Source organism: Kribbella sp. NPDC048915 (assembly GCF_040649595.1).
In the GTDB taxonomy this organism is placed as follows: domain Bacteria; phylum Actinomycetota; class Actinomycetes; order Propionibacteriales; family Kribbellaceae; genus Kribbella.
This window is the reverse complement of record NZ_JBEZFT010000009.1, coordinates 117,267-134,948: the sequence shown is the minus strand read 5'-3', so window position 1 is coordinate 134,948 and position 17,682 is coordinate 117,267. Positions and strand designations below refer to the sequence as shown.

At 69.6% G+C, this 17,682-nt stretch carries 16 protein-coding genes; 12 read left to right on the top strand and 4 right to left on the bottom strand.

The window, feature by feature from the left end:
• Nucleotides 1-368: 368 nt before the first annotated feature.
• Nucleotides 369-938: a LysE family transporter gene (locus AB0B82_RS07930; protein ID WP_360163882.1), complete on the top strand. Its 570-nt coding sequence runs from the start codon at nt 369-371 to the stop codon at nt 936-938.
• A gap of 17 nt (nt 939-955) precedes the next feature.
• Here the strand turns inward: AB0B82_RS07930 and AB0B82_RS07925 are convergent, their stop codons facing one another.
• Nucleotides 956-4,519 (bottom strand): UvrD-helicase domain-containing protein, encoded by a 3,564-nt coding sequence (locus AB0B82_RS07925; RefSeq protein WP_360163880.1) that lies wholly within the window; start codon nt 4,517-4,519, stop codon nt 956-958.
• A complete protein-coding gene (locus tag AB0B82_RS07920; protein ID WP_360163878.1) occupies nt 4,516-7,611 on the bottom strand; it encodes a PD-(D/E)XK nuclease family protein in 3,096 nt (1,031 codons plus the stop codon). The genes AB0B82_RS07925 and AB0B82_RS07920 overlap by 4 nt, the downstream gene beginning before the upstream one ends.
• 118 nt (nt 7,612-7,729) lie before the next feature.
• On the opposite strand from AB0B82_RS07920, the gene AB0B82_RS07915 reads away from it, so the two are divergent.
• From AB0B82_RS07915 to AB0B82_RS07875, 9 genes are all read left to right on the top strand, one after another.
• Entirely contained in the window at nt 7,730-7,927 is a 198-nt protein-coding gene (locus AB0B82_RS07915; protein WP_360163876.1) for a hypothetical protein, read from the top strand.
• Nucleotides 7,928-7,934: 7 nt separating this feature from the next.
• Nucleotides 7,935-8,330: a VOC family protein gene (locus AB0B82_RS07910; protein WP_360163874.1), complete on the top strand. Its 396-nt coding sequence runs from the start codon at nt 7,935-7,937 to the stop codon at nt 8,328-8,330.
• A gap of 124 nt (nt 8,331-8,454) precedes the next feature.
• On the top strand, nt 8,455-11,187 hold the full coding sequence (locus AB0B82_RS07905; protein WP_360163873.1) for an FtsK/SpoIIIE domain-containing protein: 2,733 nt from the start codon (nt 8,455-8,457) through the stop codon (nt 11,185-11,187).
• Nucleotides 11,184-11,858, top strand: a complete 675-nt coding sequence (locus AB0B82_RS07900; RefSeq protein WP_360163871.1) for a hypothetical protein — start codon at nt 11,184-11,186, stop codon at nt 11,856-11,858. Before AB0B82_RS07905 ends, AB0B82_RS07900 begins: the two co-directional genes overlap by 4 nt.
• A 17-nt stretch (nt 11,859-11,875) precedes the next feature.
• Nucleotides 11,876-12,136, top strand: coding sequence for a hypothetical protein (locus AB0B82_RS07895; RefSeq protein ID WP_360163869.1), 261 nt, complete (start codon nt 11,876-11,878; stop codon nt 12,134-12,136).
• Between the two features lie 15 nt (nt 12,137-12,151).
• Nucleotides 12,152-13,498, top strand: coding sequence for a hypothetical protein (locus AB0B82_RS07890; protein ID WP_360163867.1), 1,347 nt, complete (start codon nt 12,152-12,154; stop codon nt 13,496-13,498).
• Entirely contained in the window at nt 13,498-13,959 is a 462-nt protein-coding gene (locus AB0B82_RS07885; protein ID WP_360163865.1) for a hypothetical protein, read from the top strand. The genes AB0B82_RS07890 and AB0B82_RS07885 overlap by 1 nt, the downstream gene beginning before the upstream one ends.
• 559 nt (nt 13,960-14,518) lie before the next feature.
• Nucleotides 14,519-14,764, top strand: a complete 246-nt coding sequence (locus AB0B82_RS07880) for a hypothetical protein (RefSeq protein ID WP_360163863.1) — start codon at nt 14,519-14,521, stop codon at nt 14,762-14,764.
• On the top strand, nt 14,761-15,159 hold the full coding sequence (locus tag AB0B82_RS07875) for a hypothetical protein (protein WP_360163861.1): 399 nt from the start codon (nt 14,761-14,763) through the stop codon (nt 15,157-15,159). The genes AB0B82_RS07880 and AB0B82_RS07875 overlap by 4 nt, the downstream gene beginning before the upstream one ends.
• 94 nt (nt 15,160-15,253) lie before the next feature.
• On the opposite strand, the gene AB0B82_RS07870 is transcribed toward AB0B82_RS07875, so the two are convergent.
• Nucleotides 15,254-15,565 (bottom strand): hypothetical protein, encoded by a 312-nt coding sequence (locus AB0B82_RS07870; protein ID WP_360163859.1) that lies wholly within the window; start codon nt 15,563-15,565, stop codon nt 15,254-15,256.
• Between the two features lie 188 nt (nt 15,566-15,753).
• On the opposite strand from AB0B82_RS07870, the gene AB0B82_RS07865 reads away from it, so the two are divergent.
• Nucleotides 15,754-16,743 carry an oxidoreductase gene (locus AB0B82_RS07865; RefSeq protein ID WP_360163857.1) on the top strand — a complete coding sequence of 330 codons (990 nt, stop codon included), beginning with the start codon at nt 15,754-15,756 and terminating at the stop codon, nt 16,741-16,743.
• Nucleotides 16,744-16,755: 12 nt separating this feature from the next.
• Complete coding sequence (locus AB0B82_RS07860; RefSeq protein ID WP_360163855.1) at nt 16,756-17,247, top strand: metallophosphoesterase; 492 nt, start codon at nt 16,756-16,758, stop codon at nt 17,245-17,247.
• Between the two features lie 224 nt (nt 17,248-17,471).
• Here the strand turns inward: AB0B82_RS07860 and AB0B82_RS07855 are convergent, their stop codons facing one another.
• Nucleotides 17,472-17,627, bottom strand: coding sequence for a hypothetical protein (locus AB0B82_RS07855; protein ID WP_165546543.1), 156 nt, complete (start codon nt 17,625-17,627; stop codon nt 17,472-17,474).
• Nucleotides 17,628-17,682: the final 55 nt, after the last annotated feature.

Sequence of the window (17,682 nt, the reverse complement as noted above, 5' to 3'; positions counted from 1 at the left end):
GCTCAGGTGGAGTAAACCAGCCGCAATCGCTGGAAAAATCACTGCGTTTTGGTGCGGACGGAAACACCCAGATCCAATTTGCAACAGGCTCTGTATCCGGGCAGCGAGCAAACAAGGCGCCATCCGTGCGGGCGGGCGGCGGGTACGGCGCAATTGGGGGGCGGGTACGGCGTAATTGGCTTGAGGGGGTCGGGGGGCCGTGCAGATGATGGGGGCATGACGACAACGACCTTGAGACTGTTGCTGATTGATCCTGTGGCCGTGGCGGCTCGGGTTCAGCAGCAGGCCGGTCGTGCGTGGAGGTCGAACGCTGGTCAGCGTTGATCGGCGTGCTGGTCGCCGGGCTCTTGGCGGGATATGGCGTTGCCATGCCGGTCGGGCCGGTGGGGACCTATCTGGTGGCGTTGACGGCCCGTACTTCGTGGCGGATCGGCGCGTTCGCGGCGCTCGGGGTTGCTTCGGCCGACGGGATCTATGCGGCAGTGGCCGCGGGAGCCGGTTCGGTGCTGGCCCCGTTGCTGGTACCGATCGTGGGCCCGTTGCGTTGGGCATCGGTCGTGGTGCTGGTCGGGCTCGCGGTGCTCGGTGCGGTCAAGGCGGTACGGCGGTATCGCGATCGGCGGATCGACACGCTGCAGCAGGAGGCCCCGGTCGGCGCGTGGACGGCGTACCTCGGGATGCTCGGGATGACGATGCTGAACCCGTGGACCGTGACCTACTTCGCCGCCCTGATCCTCGGCGGCTCGGACATCACGGGCACAGGCGAACGCGTCCTGTTCGTCACCGCGGCCTTCCTGGCCTCGGCCAGCTGGCAACTGCTCCTGGCCGGCGGCGGCGCTCTGCTCGGTCGTCTGCTGACAGGCCCAACCGGCCGCCTCATCACCACGCTCACCTCAGCCGCCATCATCACCGTCCTGGCCGTCCGCCTGATCACCTGACCGACGCCGGGGCTGCCTCAGCGAACCTGGCGTTCGACGGCTCCGCTGGGATTGAGGAACAGCAGAACGGGTGGGGCCGTGCTGGAGAGGATCTGGGCGTAGGCGCGCAGTTGTGGGGCGTAGTACTCGACGCGGGCGTCCAGGGCGGCGGCGGGGATGACGTCGGTCTTGTAGTCGACGATGGTGAGGCGGCCGTCGTCTTCTCGGTAGATGAGGTCGACGAACCCTTCGAGAACGGTGCCGTCGGGCTGGAGGGTGCCTACGTAGGACTCTCGCCAATGCTCGCGGACGGCGGCTCGTCGGACGACGGCTGAGGCGAGGGCGGAGCGAACGAGGCCGGTGACCACGTCGGCGTAGTCGAGGACGCCTTCGGCCAGGCACTGGGTTGCCACAGCTGCCTCGAGGCCGGAGCCGGTGGACAGATCGACCACCTGCAGTACGGCGTGGACCGCCCGGCCGATCGCGGTGCCGTAGCGGCCCTTGGACCAGGGCGGGAGTTCGAGGTCGCGGGCGCCCTTCGCAGCACCTGGGTCGAGCGGACCGGTGTCCGTGGCCGCCTCATCGGTGAGGTCGGCCGGTGGAGCGGCGTCGGGGATGGCGGCGGGGTCGGGGTCGGGGCCGTAGACGTCTGGGCGGATGGTGAGGGTCAGTTGGGGTGCGGTGCCTTCCAGGCCGGAGGCGGATTGGGCCGACGGGCGGCGGCTGGCAGAGCGGGCGGTGGCGGCTCGGGTTTCCCACTCGGTCCGGGAGATCGGTGGGGTGACTTCCGGGTTGGCGGAGGGTTCGCGGTCGGGGACCGGCGGGCTGGTGAAGAGCGTGGTGTGGGGCGCGTCGACGCCGCCCGCGGAGGCGAGCAACTCGGCGTTGCTGGTGTGGCGGCGGTTGGCGGAGCGGTGCAGTGAGACGACCAGGTGGTCGCGAGCGCGCGTCGCGGCGACGTACAGCAGCCGGCGGCGCTCGTAGTCGTCCATCTGCTCGTCGACCGGTTGCACGAGGTCGAAGTCCTCGGTCTGCACGGAGGACTTGAGCTTGACGGCGTACCCACCCGACGGCGGCCACAACACCTGGACGCCGCGCTGCCGGTTCGGCGAGGCGGTCATGCCGGACAGGATGACGATCGGGAACTCGAGCCCCTTCGCCGCGTGGATCGTCATCACGCGGACCGCGTCGGCGTCCGTCTCGGGCAGCACGGCCTCTGCGACGCGTGACGTTTCCTCGCCCTGATGGGCGGCCCAGGCGAGGTACGAACGCAGACCACCGTGCTCGACCTCGGACCAGGCGCGCGCCTGATCGACGACGAACCGGATCCGCCGCCAGGCGTCTCGCGCCCGCGGCCCGATCGCGGCGACCTCCAGCATGCGGCGGTCGGCGACGATCTTCGCGAGCACCTCGCTCGGCGTGAGCCAGCGCGCGGCGTAGTAGGTCCGCCGCAACCACTCCATCGCGTCGGCGACCGGGTGGGTGAGCAGTTGGTCGGGGATCGGCGCGGTGAGCGTGAATCGGCCGCCGTTCTGCTTCCAGGTGTAGAGGTCGTCGTCGCCGCAGCCGAACAACGGCGACCGCAACGTGCTGACCAGGGCGAGCTGATCGCTCGGGTCGCCGAGCGCGCGGGCGCAGGAGAGCAGGTCGCGGACCTCGGCGGTCTGGTACACGAGGGAGCTGGCTTCCGCGCGGTACGGGATGTCCGCGCGGTCGAGCGCATCCTCCAGGAACGGCAGCGACGTACGGGCGGGGACGAGGACTGCGATGTCACCGGCCTCCGCGGGCCGCCAGGTCTCGGCGCGTTCGTCGTAGACCAGCCAGCCGTCGCGGAGCGCTTCCTCGATGACCGAGGCGACGTCGGCGGCTTCACGTTCGCGCAGGACGGATGCCTGGGCGCGAGGGAGGTCGTCGTGCGGCTCGGCGCCGAGGATCGTGACCGCCGGGCCGGCGGCTGGGTCCTCCGCGGCCGGCTCCTCAGCAGGTACGTCGACGTGCTCGTCACCGCGCCGGCGGAACGGAAGAACGGCCGCGAGATCGTTCACCCCGGCTTGACGCGGCTCATCCGGGGCAGGGTCGTCGAACAACGTGGGCTCGTCGAAGATCGACAGCTGATCACCCTGAACCGACTCGGGAAGAGCCGAGGCCGGCCCCTTGACGTCGCGTCTGGTGTCCGACGGCGGGCCGGAGGCGGCGACCGTCGGAGTGGTGCGATGGGGCGCGAGCGCCTGGTACGACGGCTGGGCGGCCTCCTGCGGCTCGATCAGGTTGTTGAAGACCGTGTTGATCCACTCGAGGATCGGCGGCACCGTGCGGAAGTTGGTCGTCAGCGCGACCGTCTCGCCGAGCAGCTCCTGCGCGGTCAGGTACGTCGCGATGTTGGCGCGCCGGAATCGGTAGATCGACTGCTTCGGATCGCCGACCACGAACAGCCGCCCCTCCGGAACCTCGACGTCGCGCCAATCGGGAGCATCGGCGTACGCCCCACCGGCGATCCGCACCGCGAGCTCGATCTGAATCGGATCCGTGTCCTGGAACTCGTCCAGCAGCAGCCGCTCGAACCGCTCCTGCAACGCGTCCCGTACATCGGCATCGCGCCGCAGCAGGTCTCGCGCCAGCACCAACAGATCGTGGAACTCCAGCCGTCCCTCGGCACGACGCAGCTCGGCGGACTCCAGCACCCGCTCCGCGATCCAGTGCGAAAGATGCCGAAGGCAAGCATCCAGCAGCAGCTCGACCAGCGAACCGGCGACCTCGACGACCTCGGTGCAGTCCGCGCGGACCTTGGCGATGTCCGGCCAGTTCTCCTTCCGGCCGATCCGGCCCACCTTCAGACCGCGGAACGTCTGCAGCAGCGCGAGCTGCGTCTCCTGGTCCGTGGCCGCGTCGAGCATCAGACCGAGCTCGCGGATCTGCTGCACCTTGGGCAGCAGCCGGTCCTCGTGGTCGAGGCAGGTCTCGGCCGCGGCACCGATCTGGGCGGCGGCCGCGATCAGGCCGCTGAGATCGGGCATCGCGACCAGCTCCGGCGGGTCGACCAGAACCCGGTCGGCGATCAGGTCCCAGTCGTTGCCGAACAGGCGCGCCAGCGACCGGAGATGCTTCAGCTCGACACCGACCGCCATCGCGAGCAGCAGCGGCTCGGCGATCGAATCGTCGTCGAGCAACTGCTGCTGAAGCTCAGCCCAGCGCTCCTCGAAGGCGACCGACGAACCGACCTCGTCGAGCACGTCGATCAGCGGCGGTAGCCCGGCCTCGATCGGGTGCGCGAGCAGAATTTGCTGCGCGAACGCATGCAAGGTGCCGATCGACGCGGAGTCCAGATCGTCGAGCGCCGCCTCGGCAAGCTCGCGGTCCTCGGTCTTCCGCGCCCGCTCGAACTCCACCCGGAGCCGGTCCCGCAGCTCGGCGCCGGCCTTCTCGGTGAACGTGACGGCTGCGATCCTGCGCAGCGGTACGCCGTCGCGCAGCACCAGGGTGGCGACGCGGTCGACGAGTGCATGGGTCTTCCCCGACCCGGCGCCCGCCTCCACGAAGAGCGTGCTGTCGGTGTCGGAGCGGATCCGGTCCCGCGCGGTCGAGTCGAGCAGCTGCTGGGTCATCGGCGGTCACCTCCGGCATCTGGGTCCTCGTCCGGCGCCAAGGCGGTGGGATCGATCAGGCGGACCAACCGCTCGAGCACCGGGTCGTGCCGTTTGCGATCCCAGCGGGCGCGGACCTCGCTGTGCCCGAGACCGTCGGGGTTGCAGTACGGGCATTGGACCCAGAGGAAGTCGGGCACCTCGGGCGCCTTCGGCGGGAAGTAGCCGGCCGCGATCGAGGACACGATCACGTCGAGCGTCTCGACGTACCGCGCCTCCACCTCGGGGGTCAAGGGGACCGGGATCCGCTTGCCGCCGCGGCGGACGAACCAGTACGACGCCTCGACCGGCGTGTCCGGCTCGCCGAGTCGCGCGCGGGCGGCGTACGCGTACACGGGAAGCTGCAGTTTCGTACCGCCCGCGACCGGGTCGGTCTCGATGCCTTCGTAGCGCGAGAAGCCGCCGGTCTTCACGTCGGTGACGTAGATCGTGCCGTCCGCGCCCAGGTCGACCTTGTCCGCGGAGCCGCGCAGCAGCACCCGCCCGGACGGGATCGGGATCTCCACCGGCGGCTCGCCGTCGAACCCGAACCGCAGCTCGCTCGCGACCACCGACGCGTTCCGCTCGGCGCGCCAGCGGTCGTCGTCGGTCAGCAGCACCATCAGGTCACCCAGAATGCGCAGCCGCTCGCGCTGCCACAGGCGGGGATGACCGGTCAGCCCCTCGGCCTCGAACTGATCGGCGAGATCCGCTCCGATCGCCAGCAGCAGCGATCGCTGCTCCTCGGTCCACGGTTCGCCGTACCCCGGCAGCGATCCGGACAGCCGGCGCACGAACGCGTCGATGCTGTTGTGGATCAGGTTCCCGATCTGCACGGGCGAGATGACGAGCAGATCCTCCGGTGCTTCGAGCGGCTCCACCTGCAGCAGCCGCTCCACGAAGTATGCGTGCGGACAGGTCGCGTACGCCTCCAGCGACGTCGGCGACGCGATCCGGTCCTCGACGGCGTACTCCGGCAGCCCCGACACGCCGGACAGATCACCGTCGAAGCGCGTGAACGCGTTGGACCCCCGCCCGCGGAGCAATTCCCGGGCACGCACCAGCACACTGTCCTGAACCCACAGCCGCGCCGCGGCCGCGCGGGTCTGCCACTCCTGCTCGGTCGCCGGCATCGTTGCCGTGGTCAACGAACCGGCGTACGACGCCGATGTCCGCAGCACCTCGCCGTACCGATCCCACTGCGTCGCGGGCAGCGCGTGATCGCCGGTCAAGTCCCGCAACGACCCGAGCAGCCAACGTGACGGCAACCGCCGCGACGACCGGCGCAGATCGCCGCGCGGGAACGACGCCACCACCCGCGCCCCCGACGCGAACGCCACCAGCAGATGCCGCTGCTTCTCGTCGAGCCGATCGCGGAACGACGCCAGCTCCGGCGCGGCCGCCTCCCGAACTCGGTGGGGGAGCAGCGCGTCCTCGTGCACCCGCCCCGGATACAGGTCCTCGGACAGACCGACGACGTACACGATGTCCGCGGACAGCCCGATGCTCGCCGACAACGGCGCGACCAACACCCCCGTCCCGAACGTGCCGACGCGGGGTAGTGACTGCTGCAACTCCAGGTCCAGCACATCGCGCAGTACGGCGAGGCTCGCCGGCGTGCCCAGCTCGTCAAGGGTCGACAACCCCTTGAGCGAGCCCTCGACCGCGGCTGCGGCGTACTGCTCCTCGATCGGCAAGGAAGCATAGTCCCCGAGCAGATCGTGGAAGAGCTGCAAAACCCCCTCGGCGAGGGTTGCCCATGAGTCGAGGGTGGCCAGCGCGTTCAGCCGGCGGCGCAACGTGGACGCGAACGCGTGCAAGCGCTCCGCCGTCTCCGCGTTGCGTTGCGCGCGCCGTACCGCGGCCGGGCGTGGATCCTCCGCAGCTTCCTCTTGATCGGCAGTCCGGCGCTCGGACTCGGCGTACCGCGCCAGCCGGGTGTCCCAGTCGTCGCCGCGCACGACCCCGGCGGCCCGCGACATCCGCTCCCACTGCGGCACCGGGATGCGCTCGCCGGTGAAGTCCCGCGTCGGTGCGTTGGCCAGCGCGCGGAACACGGCCGCCCGCGGCAGGTCCTGGTCGACCAGCGCCAGCACTTCGAGCAGCGTCCGCGCGATCGCGCGCTCATGGACCGGACGCGTCCCCGGCCCGTTGACCGTGATCCGGGCGGCGGCGAGGTGCTCGTGCAGCAGGCGCGCATACGGCGAGGCGGCTGCGTACAGCACCGCGATCCGATGCGCGGGCGTCTTCTCCAGCGCTTCGACGACGTCGCGGACCACGCACCGCACTTCGTCGTCGGCATCGGACGCGTTGAGGATCTCGGTCGCGACCGGATAGTTCTTCGAGATCGACGGCGGCAGGTCGATCCCGATCCGCTCGAGCGAGCGCCGCACGGTGCGATCGGCACGCCGTACGTCGGTCAGCCCGACGATGACCGTCAGATCGGCCGCGGCGTCGCCGAGCGCCCCGACGAACGCGGCCTCGGCCTGCGTCAGCTCCTGCGGCAGGTACAGCACGAGCGCGCCGAGCTCGCCGACGACATCGGGCGCCGCCGCGATCCGCGACGCCGCGGTGCGAAGCAGGTCGGTCTCGTCGTACCAGTCCGCGGCCAGCTCGGTGGTGACATAGCGATGCAACCGGACCAGGTCGGGGCCGAGCGCCGACGCCTGCGCGACCTTGGCGAGCGCTTGATCGGACAGGTCGCGGAGCTCGCGATGCGCGGCGGCGAGCGCCTGAATGGTCGACGGGTGCTCGGCGACCTCCGCGAACATCCCGGGCGCCTTCGCGAGCGCCGTCCGCCAGGTGGCCGCGACGATCGGCCGCGTGGCCGGCCGGCGCGGACTCAGCAGCCCGGCGGCGACCTGCTCGGCCAGGCGCGGGAGGGTGGCCAGATACAGTCCGCCGATCGACGAGCGGGCGAGCTGGCGGCGCGCGACCACGCCGGCCAGGTTGTTCGGCAGGAGGAGGGTGACAGGGGTCATCGGATCGTCGGCCTTCAGCCGCGCGACCACGGCCTGCAGGCGCTCCAGAGCCGCGGCGCCGTACGCCGTGCTCTCGATCCGTGTGCTACTCACCACGAACCCCCTTTCCACTGTCACCGCAGACCGTAAACCCTGCCACGGACAGAATGCCGAGCGGGCGCGAAACGCCAAGGTTTCTGCAGGGTCGGCGGACGCCTCGCACAATGAAGGAATGACCAGTCAGTCGTGGCTCGCACGGGCGCTGCTCGTGCTCGTCCTCGCGCCGGCCGGCGGGCTGTTCGGCAAGGCCGTCGCCGAGGCCGCGCAGGTGCGGCCGTGGTGGCCCTGGCTGGTGGCGTCACTCGGCTGGCTGGTGCTGGCCGGGGGCATCTCGATGGCTGTGTCGCACCACGACACCGAGCACAGATAATGCTCCGATGGCCGCCGCGGTGCATCACATCGAGATCTGGGTCCCGGACCTGTCCCGGGCCGTCACGAGTTGGGGTTGGGTCCTCGACCGGCTGGGCTGGAAGGAGGGTGACGGCTGGCCGGGCGGGATGACCTGGACCGCCCCCGACGGGAGCTATCTGGTCGTTGAGCAGAGTCCGGCGCTGTCGGCCGCCGAGCACGACCGGATGCGTCCCGGGATGAACCATCTGGCGTTGAACGCGGCCAGCCGGGCCGAGGTGGACAGCATCGTCGCGGAGGCCGCCGGGCACGGCTGGACGCTGATGTTCGCCGACCGCCATCCGTACGCGGGCGGGCCGCAGCATTACGCCGCCTTCCTGCACAACACCGACGGCTACGAGCTCGAGATCGTCGCTCCTGATTAGCAGGTGAGACTACTGATACCTGGAGTGACCATTGGGGCCACTGGTGTGACATGGTTACACCAGGCAATGAGCAGTACGCCAGGCAGTCGTACGGTCGCGGGGCAAGTGTGGAAGGACGATGCTCGTGACGGAGAAGCCTGACGGGGGACCGGTCGCGCCGGAGCTCCTGGAAGCGCGGATCCGCGGTTTGCAGCATGCGCTGGGGCAGTTGCTCGACAACGCCCGCCGGCTGACGTACGGCGAGCACCAGCGCGCCGTGAAGCTGCACCGTCAACTGCAGGAACAGACCGCCGCGGTACGGCGTGAGTCCCGGGCGCTGGTCGACGCGAAGACCGCCGAGGTGCTCGCCGAGGCGGAGCCGCGCGCCCGCCTGCTCGCGGACCGGCTCGCACCCGGTCTGGCCTCGATCCCACCCAACGACGCGCGGTGGCGTTCGCGGCAGCTGATCGGCGCGGGCGTCCCGGCGTACGTGCGGATCGGCGAGCTCGACACCGGTACGCCGGTGGTCGCGCCGCTGCTGCGGACGAACGGCTGGAAGGTGACCGGCGACCGCAACGAGTCCGCGCGCCGCCTGCTGCAGAGCATCGCGCTGCGCCTCGTGGCGGCGTCCGAGCCGTTCCGGCTGCGCATCGACGCGTTCGACCCGAAGCTGACCGGGATGATGGGGCTGCTCGGTCACCTGACCACGAAATACCCGCAATTGGTGCCTCGGGCAACGCATACGGCGGAGCAGTTGCACACGGTGCTGTCGGGGCTCGTCGACGTGTCGTCGTTGCGCGCGAGCCGGCAGGCGCAGCTGGGGCACGAGCGCTTCGAGGACCTGCTGAAGGAAACCGGCCAGGTCACCGATCCGTATCGGATCGTCATCCTGTTCGACTACCCGTTCGGCATCGACACACTGGCCCAGCGTGACCTGCTGCGCCTGGCAGCGACGGCAGGAAAACGCGGCATCTGTTTCCTCGTCCACTACGACGCCGCGACCGCGGGCGAGCTCGACGTCGACTCCAAACAGTTGCTCGATCTCCTCAATCCGGTTGCCATCATCAACGATCGGGTCGAGGTGCCGCAGCTGCCCCCGGCCCAGCTGGACCCGCCGTTCGACGCGAACGTTGCCGCAGGCATCTGTGACGTGATCGCCGAGCAGGCCGAGATCGCCGTACTGCCGACGATCGAGTTCGATCGCACGCTGCCCGATCGCCTGACCTGGTGGCAGCCGGTCAAGGACGAGCTCGGCACGGTGATCGGGTACGACGACCGGACGCCGGCGCTGGTGCGGTTGCGGAGCGGGAACCCGGCGCTGCCGCATGTGCTGGTCGGTGGAGCGGTCGGTCAAGGCAAGTCGAATCTCCTGCTGGTGCTGATCCACGGTCTCGCGGCGCGGTACTCGCCGGACGACCTCGAGATGTACTTGCTCGACTTCAAGCACGGCGTCGAGTTCTCGGCACTCGGTCCCGGTCCGGATCGGCCGCATTGGCTGCCGCACATCCGCGTGCTCGGCGTGCACAGCGATCGCGCGTTCGGTCTCGCCGTCCTGCGGCACCTGTCGGACGAGCTCGCCCGGCGCAGCGAGATCTTCAAGGCGCACGGGAACGTCGCCGACATCGCGGAGCTCCCGCCCGGCGCGGATCGGCCGCCGCGGATCCTCGTCGTACTGGACGAGTTTCAGGTACTGCTCGAGGACGACGACGAGCTGGCCGACGAGGCCGCGAAGCTGCTCGAGCGGCTGGTGCGGCTGGGGCGCGCGTACGGCGTCCACGTGGTGCTGGCGACGCAGACGATCGAGGGGGTGAAACGGCTGTCGACGCGGCGCGACTCGATCTTCGGCCAGGTGCCGTACCGGATCGCGTTGAAGACGACGCCGGCCGACTCGCAAGCGATTCTGCGCAGCGGGAACACCGCAGCCGCCGAGCTGCAGTTCCGCGGCGAGGCGGTGCTGAACGCGAACTTCGGATCACCGGACGACAACCAGCATGTACTGGTGAGCTTCGCGGACAAGCCAGTGCTGGACTCGCTGCGGCAGGAGCTGTGGACGCGGGCCGGTACGACGGCGCGCCCGCCGCGGGTGTTCCACCTGGCCGAGCCGGCGCGACTCGTCGACACGGCGTCCGCGGTGCAGCCGGAACTCGGCCGGCCGTGGACAGGGTTGCCGATCGCGGTGACCGAGGAGCCGGTCGTCGTCGAGGTGCAGCCCGAGCCCGGTGCCGGTGTTCTCGTCCTCGGCGACGGTCCCGCGGACGCGCTCGGCGTACTGACCGGGCTGGCTGTGTCGACGGCCGCTGCCGCTGTCGACCCACCGCGGTTCTTGTTCGTGGACGGGACGAACTCGGCGCCGGCCGTTGCCGAGGGCAAGGTTGCGCTGGTGCAGGTGCTGCGGCAGCTCGGGTGCGCGGTCGAGACCGTCGACAAGCACGACGACATCGCGCCACGGCTGTTCCGGCTGCGGGACGACATGCGCAACGGGCAGGCCTCGGGGATGTATCTGCTCGGTTTCGGGTTCCACGGCGTACCGCGGATGCAGGTGCACGCGGACGGGTTGTTCGAGAGTCCGGCGAACGTGTTGCAGGACATCGTGCGAGACGGTCCGGCGCAGGGCCTGGTCACCTTCGGCTGGTGGAACCGGCTGCATGTGTGCACCGAGCAGCTCGGGTACGGGCGTGGCAACGTGGCGACTCATCTGTTCCTGCGGCATCCGCAGGACGGCGTACGTGCGGTGGCCGGTCCGCTCGTGCGCTGGGCGTCCGAGCCGCATCGGGCGTTGCTCTGGGACGGGTTGCATCCCGAGGCGCAAGTCGTCGTACCGTACGCGGCCTTGCGGTCGGACGAGGTGGACCGTGCGGTGGAGTTGGTGCGGCGATGAAGACCGAAGAGCAGGAGTGGGCCGAGTACACGCGCGTACTGCGGACCGTCGCGATGGCGCGCGCCGACGCCCAACAGGCGCAAGACCGCTTGACGGCGCACAAGTCCAAGGCCGAGGCGACCGCGGCAGCCGAGGCCGACGCGATGGCCGAGCGCGGACGGACGCTGCAGACGCGGCTCAACGAGCTGGCCGAGAAGGCCGCCCAAAGCCTGGAACGCGCCGGACTGCCCGCGGAGGGCAAGCGCGCGAACCACACACTGCCCGAGATCCGCGCGCTGAACGACATCGAGAAGATCGCCGAGCGGATCACCGGGCAATTGGCCGAGACCGTCGATCAGCTCGAGGACCTTCGACGGCAGGCCCGGGCGCTTCAGGAGCGGCGCCGGCGGCGTACGATCAGCGCGGTCTTGGTGCTGGTCGGGTTCGTCCTGGTGTGGATCCTTGCGTCGTTCCTGGCCGGGGTGGAGGCCGCTGCGATCGCGGCCGCCACGATGCTGGCCGCATCCCGCGTCCTCGGCCTGCCGCGCCTGCCCGGCGCGCGCTGGTGGGGCTGGGGCGGCGCGGCCGCGGTGTTCGTCCTGATGGCGAGCGGACTGCCGTGGTGGATCGCGATCCTGGTTCCGGTCGTGGTGGCGGGTACGGCGATCGTGCTGCCGAAGAAGCGCAACTAGTTTGGGAGTGGGTTGAGGTGTCCGACGTACTGCGGCTCAAGGAACAGCTGCACCAGGTCTCCATGGAGGCCAAGCAAGCAGCGGGCGGCCTGGCCGGCTTCAAACTCAGATTCACCCAGCACAGCCAACTGGTGGAGAGCCTGATCGCCGGTACGGCGACCGGCATCGACCGCGACATCGCCGAGATCCTCGAAGCCGCGAGCAAAGCCGTCGAGCAGGCCGCCGAGGCGCTGGAAATCGCCTCGGCCGGCTGCAAGAGCTACGCCGACCAGATCTGAGCCTCGGGCGTCACCGTGCCGTCCGAGCTGCAGCGCGTCGCCCGCGGGCTGGTCGACTGTTTCGACGAAGTGCCCCGGGTCGTCGAGCACCTGATCCGTACGGCGGCCCGCTGCCGGGAGAATGCACAACTCGCCCTGCTTGCGTCGCGTGGACAGGCGACGGTGGCGGCGCAACAACTGGATGCTGCCGCCCGTGCTTGTGAGGCTGCGGCGCACTTTCTCTCCATGGCTCCGCCGAAGGCCCGTGCGTGGGCCGAGGGTCTGATCGGAGACGGTCGGCCGTCTGTCGACCGCCCGTCCTCCGGATCCGCCGACCGCAACCGGGCCACCGGCGGTGTCCGCGACATCGACAGCCCCTCCAGGCGGCGGCTCACCTTCAGCTCTGAGGAGCTGGAGACCGCGGAGGAGGGCGAGCCACCGGTGGTCTCGGTCGCCCGCAAGGTCTTCGAGGCCTATCGGAAGGCTCATGCGAAGGACGACGACGAGGGCGCCCCGGAGGCCCTCGAGATCGAGATCACCGTTTCCGAAACCGGTGAGCTGGTCTTCGAGGAACCCGACAAGAAAGAGGAGGAGAAGCGGGCCGAGCGCCTGACCCGCGACTTCGAGCTTGTGCCGGAGGCTGGTGAGGTTCCGGAGTACGAGGAACGCGACGAGAACGAAGACAAGGAGCGCGCCGAGCGCCTGACCCGCGACTTCGCATTCGACGCGGAACTGACCGAGGCCGTCAAAGCCCTGCTCGACTCCATGACCGAGCCCGACGACCAGCAGTGGAACCTCGCCACCATCACCATCACCGCCGACCAACTGGAGGCAACACTTACCTCCGCGGAGCCTCCCCGCCCCGCCCCCATCGTCGTCGACTTCAACCTCCCGGACCTCCCAACGCTTGGCGACCTCGACTTCGACCCGGCGCTGGATCTGCGGCCGCTCGGCGACAAGTACTTCGGCCCAGGTGTGTTCGATCCGGGGAGCAGCTTCGACCCGCAGGAACTGGTGATCGCGCAGCGGCTCGCCGAGGAGGGTTGGCGCCTCGACGCCCGGCGTGCCGATCATGGCAACCAGAACACGAAGAACCCGGATGTCACGGTTCGGAAGTCCGGTGCGGCAGTTGGCGTGATCGTGGAGTTCAAGACGCCGACGAGTAACAGCAACAGCGCCCTCAAGCGGAACATGAACTCCGGCAGCACCCAGGCCGGCCGAGACGGCGAACTGGTTGTCGACGGCCGGCTGATCCGCCTCACGGAGCAGGACGCGTTCCGCGCCTTTCGGCGGGCCTGCGGACAGCCGGGGACGGCAGTGGCCAAGATGGTGCATGTGATTCTCGGAGACGGGCGCATGGTGACATATTCGAGGGAGTCGTAGTGGCCGACAGCGATGAGATCTTCTTGGCGCTGAACGAGCCGCTGGAGGTCGCGGCGGAGCGGATCGCGGCTGTCGTCGGGTTGGAGTTCAACGGAGACCTGCGCGCGGACACGGGTGCGTTGCAGTACAAGGCGCGCGCTCGTACTTGTGATGGAACCATCGGCGTGTACATCGGCCCGAACACCTTCCAGCCCGATCCCGACGAGGTGCAGGCGATGGACGGATACGGCGTGGTGGTCGATGTTCAGTACCGCACTCACAAGGCTCTGCAGGCCGAGGAGGCTCGGCGGATCTTCGACCGGCTCGTTGCCGAACTCGACGACGTCCCGGCACTGCTGTCCCACAACCTCGAGTGGCTCGTCGCCGCCTATCTACCGGGGCGCGAAACCCACACCTTCGACCCCGGAGTCAGCTTGGACGACCCGGACGTCGACATCTGGAGCCCCTGGGTCCCGAGCTGATTCGACCCGCCAGGCCTCGGTCGGCCCGGCTTGGGGTCACTTTGTGCATGGGATCCGTACTTTTCCGGCGCGCGGGTACGGATGTGGTGCACAAAGTGGGGGACCGGCCCGCGGTCTCGGACGCGGCGCGGGGGAGGCGGCGCTGAGTTTCGTCGTACTGCGGGGAGGTGGCGCTGAGTTTCGTCGTACCGCGGGGAGGCGGCGCTGAGTTTCGTCGTACTGCGGGACGTCGTGCGGCCGGCGTACGAGGACGTCTCGCGGCCTCGTGTCGAGTGGGTTGTCCGGCTGGGTGTGCACGGGAACGCGGGGGCTTGAACAGGAAATAGCGTGTCCAAGCCCGCCAGAGCCTGTTCAAGCCCGCCGGAGTTGGCCTCCCGCGGGCGCGGCGGGCGGCGGGATTACGGGGTGTGCGGAAAACTTCGGAAGTTGCGTCATGAAGCGTCCGCGGCTGCGTCACTTCTGTGAACCCATCCCCACAGGGAAGTGGAAGTGATTGCCGTGAAGGGTTGTGCGAGGTCGCTGATGGGAACCGGGCCGCGTCGGGGCCGGGTGTTGTGAGATGTCCGACGATGGTTTTCCGTGTCCGGTCGGGGGCCGGGTGGAGCGTCGTCGGGTCAGGGTCTGGTTCGGGGAGCATGTGGTCGCCGATTACCGGGCCGAGGCGGAGTTGGCCGAGCGGTACGCCGCGGCCATGTCGCGCAGGTTTGCCGGGTTGCGGGTGACCAGCGACCCGCTGCCGGATCAGGATCCAGGGCCGGAGCGGAGGCTGCCGGGGGAGCGGTTGTGGGAGGTTGCTCCGAAATGAGTTCTCGTCGTTTTCGGTTGGTCCGTCATCGGGACGTGTCCGGGGTCAGCGGTACCGGACCGGTCGCCGAGGGCGTGGAGTTCACCGACGGTGCGGTCGCGGTGCGGTGGTACGGCGACTATCCGACCACGACCGTCTGGGACAGTATCGATTCGGTGGTCGCGATCCACGGTCACGGCGGCGCGACGGTGGTCGAGTGGATCGATCCCGAGAGTGGGCCCGACCCTGATCTGAAGGTGCCGCCGCGCGAGGCGCTGCCGCCGCGGCCGTGGCCGGATCTGCACGCCACGTCCGAGCACGTCGAGCACCAGGACCCCGATCCGCTGCATCCGGACCTGGGGTCGCGTGGCGCGGCGCCGCCGTCCACGTGGTCGTCGTACCGCGTGTTCGGTTGACCCACGATCCGCCGGTGCCGGTTCACCCCTTTCGGCACCGGTCGCCCGCGGTACGGCGTACGCCTGGGCGAGCCGGCGTACGCCGTACCAGCGGTCAGTGGTACTCGAGCTCGTCAACCTTGTCGAGGTTGTAGAACGTGGTCGGCCCGTCGCACAGTTCCATCATCTTCGCGGCGAACTCACCGGTGTCGGCGCGCTGCGAGTTCTCCATCGCTTCGTCGTACGACGCGAACTCGACGATGGAGAAGTAGCGTCCGGGCTCGTCCCGGTCGGCGCAGGTCGTGGCGTGCGTCGGCGCCGGCCCGTCGCCCGCGGCTTCCCGCTTCGCGCGGTAGTCGGCCATCAGCGCGGCGACTTCGTCCGGCTTCGACGTCCGGTACTCGATGATCTGCACGAAACCAGCCATGATTCCCCCTGCGGTCACAGACATCCCCCTGGGTGTCCTGTTGGTTCGACATTGCGCCCGGATCGTCGGCCTGGCAAGGGGGTGGCGGTTACGGTGACCTGACGCCCGCGGAAGGTCACGCAGGGGCGTTTTCTGCCGCTGGCAGAGGTCTCTGGAAACTGTCGGTGGCGCCTGATTGGCTTGCCGGCATGGAGATTCTGATCCTCGGTGGTACGGCGTGGCTCGGTCGGGAGATCGCGGCGCAGGCGGTTGCTCGCGGCCATGCGGTGACGTGTGTGGCGCGCGGTGAGAGCGGCGCCATCGCGGACGGGGCGACGCTGGTCGCGGCCGATCGCAGGCGCCTGGATGCGTACGACGCGGTGCCCGCGCGCGACTGGGACGCGGTGTTCGAGGTGTCGTGGCAACCGGGATTCGTGAAGGGCGCGCTGGCTGCGTTCGGGTCGCGCGCGAAGCACTGGACCTATGTGTCGTCGGGGAATGCCTACGAGAAGTACGACACGCCCGGCGCAGACGAGACCGCCGTACTGCGGAAGCCGGCTGAGACGGATGTGGTCGAGCAGGAGCTGTACGGCGAGGCGAAGGTGGCATGTGAGCTCGCCGCACGCGAGGTGGTCGGCGACCGGCTGGTGATCGCGCGCGCCGGGCTGATCGGCGGACCGGGGGACGGCAGCGATCGCGCCGGCGCCTGGGTGGCGCGGGCGGCGCGAGCGCCCGAGGAGCCGTTGCTGGTGCCGGACACGCCGGAGCTGGCGACGTCAGTGATCGACGTCCGCGATCTCGCCGGCTGGTTGCTCGACAATGCGACCGAAGGCCGGACGGGCACGTTCGACACCCGCGGGCCGTTGGTGCCGTTCGGTGAGTGGGTCGAGCTGGCGCGAGAGGTCGGTGGGCACACGGGGCCGGTGGTGCCGGCGCCGCGGGAGTGGTTGGTGGAGCAGCAGGTCGAGCAGTACATGGGGCCCGATTCGCTGGCGATGTGGATCGTCGAGCCGGGGTACGAGGGATGGTCGTCGCGGAGTGGGGCAGCGGCCGAGGCGGCCGGTCTGACGCATCGGCCGCGGCGAGAGTTCATGGCGGATGTGCTGGCCTGGGAGCGTGAGCTCGGTCTGGATCGTGAGCGGAAGGCCGGACTGAGCGCGGCCAAGGAGAAGGAGTTGATCGAGGCACTGAAGGCGTAGAGAGTGGGGCGCATGCGCCTCGTACTGATCTCGGACACTCACCTGCCGGTGCGGGCGAAGAAGCTGCCGGCGCCGGTGTGGGAGGCGGTCGACGACGCCGATGTGGTCATCCATGCGGGTGACTGGGTGAGCGTCGACCTGCTCGACGAGCTGGAATCGCGTGCCGCGCGCCTGATCGGGTGCTGGGGCAACAACGACGGTCCCGAGCTGCGGGCGCGGCTGCCTGAGGTCGCGCGCGTGACGCTCGAGGGGCTGGAGCTGGCCGTGGTGCACGAGACCGGTCCGGCGCAAGGGCGGGAGACCCGGTGCGAAGCGGCGTACCCAGGTCTTGATTTGCTCGTGTTCGGGCACAGTCATATCCCGTGGGACACCACCACGCCTGGCGGGCTGCGGCTGCTGAATCCCGGGTCGCCGACCGACCGGAGGCGGCAGCCGTACTGCACGTACCAGACTGCGACGATCACCGACGGCCGCCTGACAGACGTTGCCCTGCACAACCTCTAGCGGGACGTTCTCCAGCGGGACAACCGCGAGCCGCGCGACTTCCGCCCGGGTAAGCCCGCAGCCGCGCGTCGTCGCTCGCACCTCGCCGTACGCAGCCGACCGATGGTTGCGGTGTGCAACGAGATACGGCCGGGCGGGCGCGGGCGGCGCCGTACCACCGAGTTACGGCGCGCCCGCGACTGCCCGGCCGTGTGCAGACCCAGGGCAGGTCGCGATCCTATGCCTTACGCGTTGGCCGCTTCCTTGACCCGGGTCTTGAGGCGATCGCGAACCTCTTCCGGCGTGTATGCGCGGCGCTTGCGCTCACCGCGGGCGATGACGACACCCGTCGCGGCCACGCCGACGAGTCCCGCAAGACCTACCACCTTCCATACCTTCATGCCGACTAACCTAGCGATGTGACCAGCCGGATTTCACTGGATGACGCTACGGAAC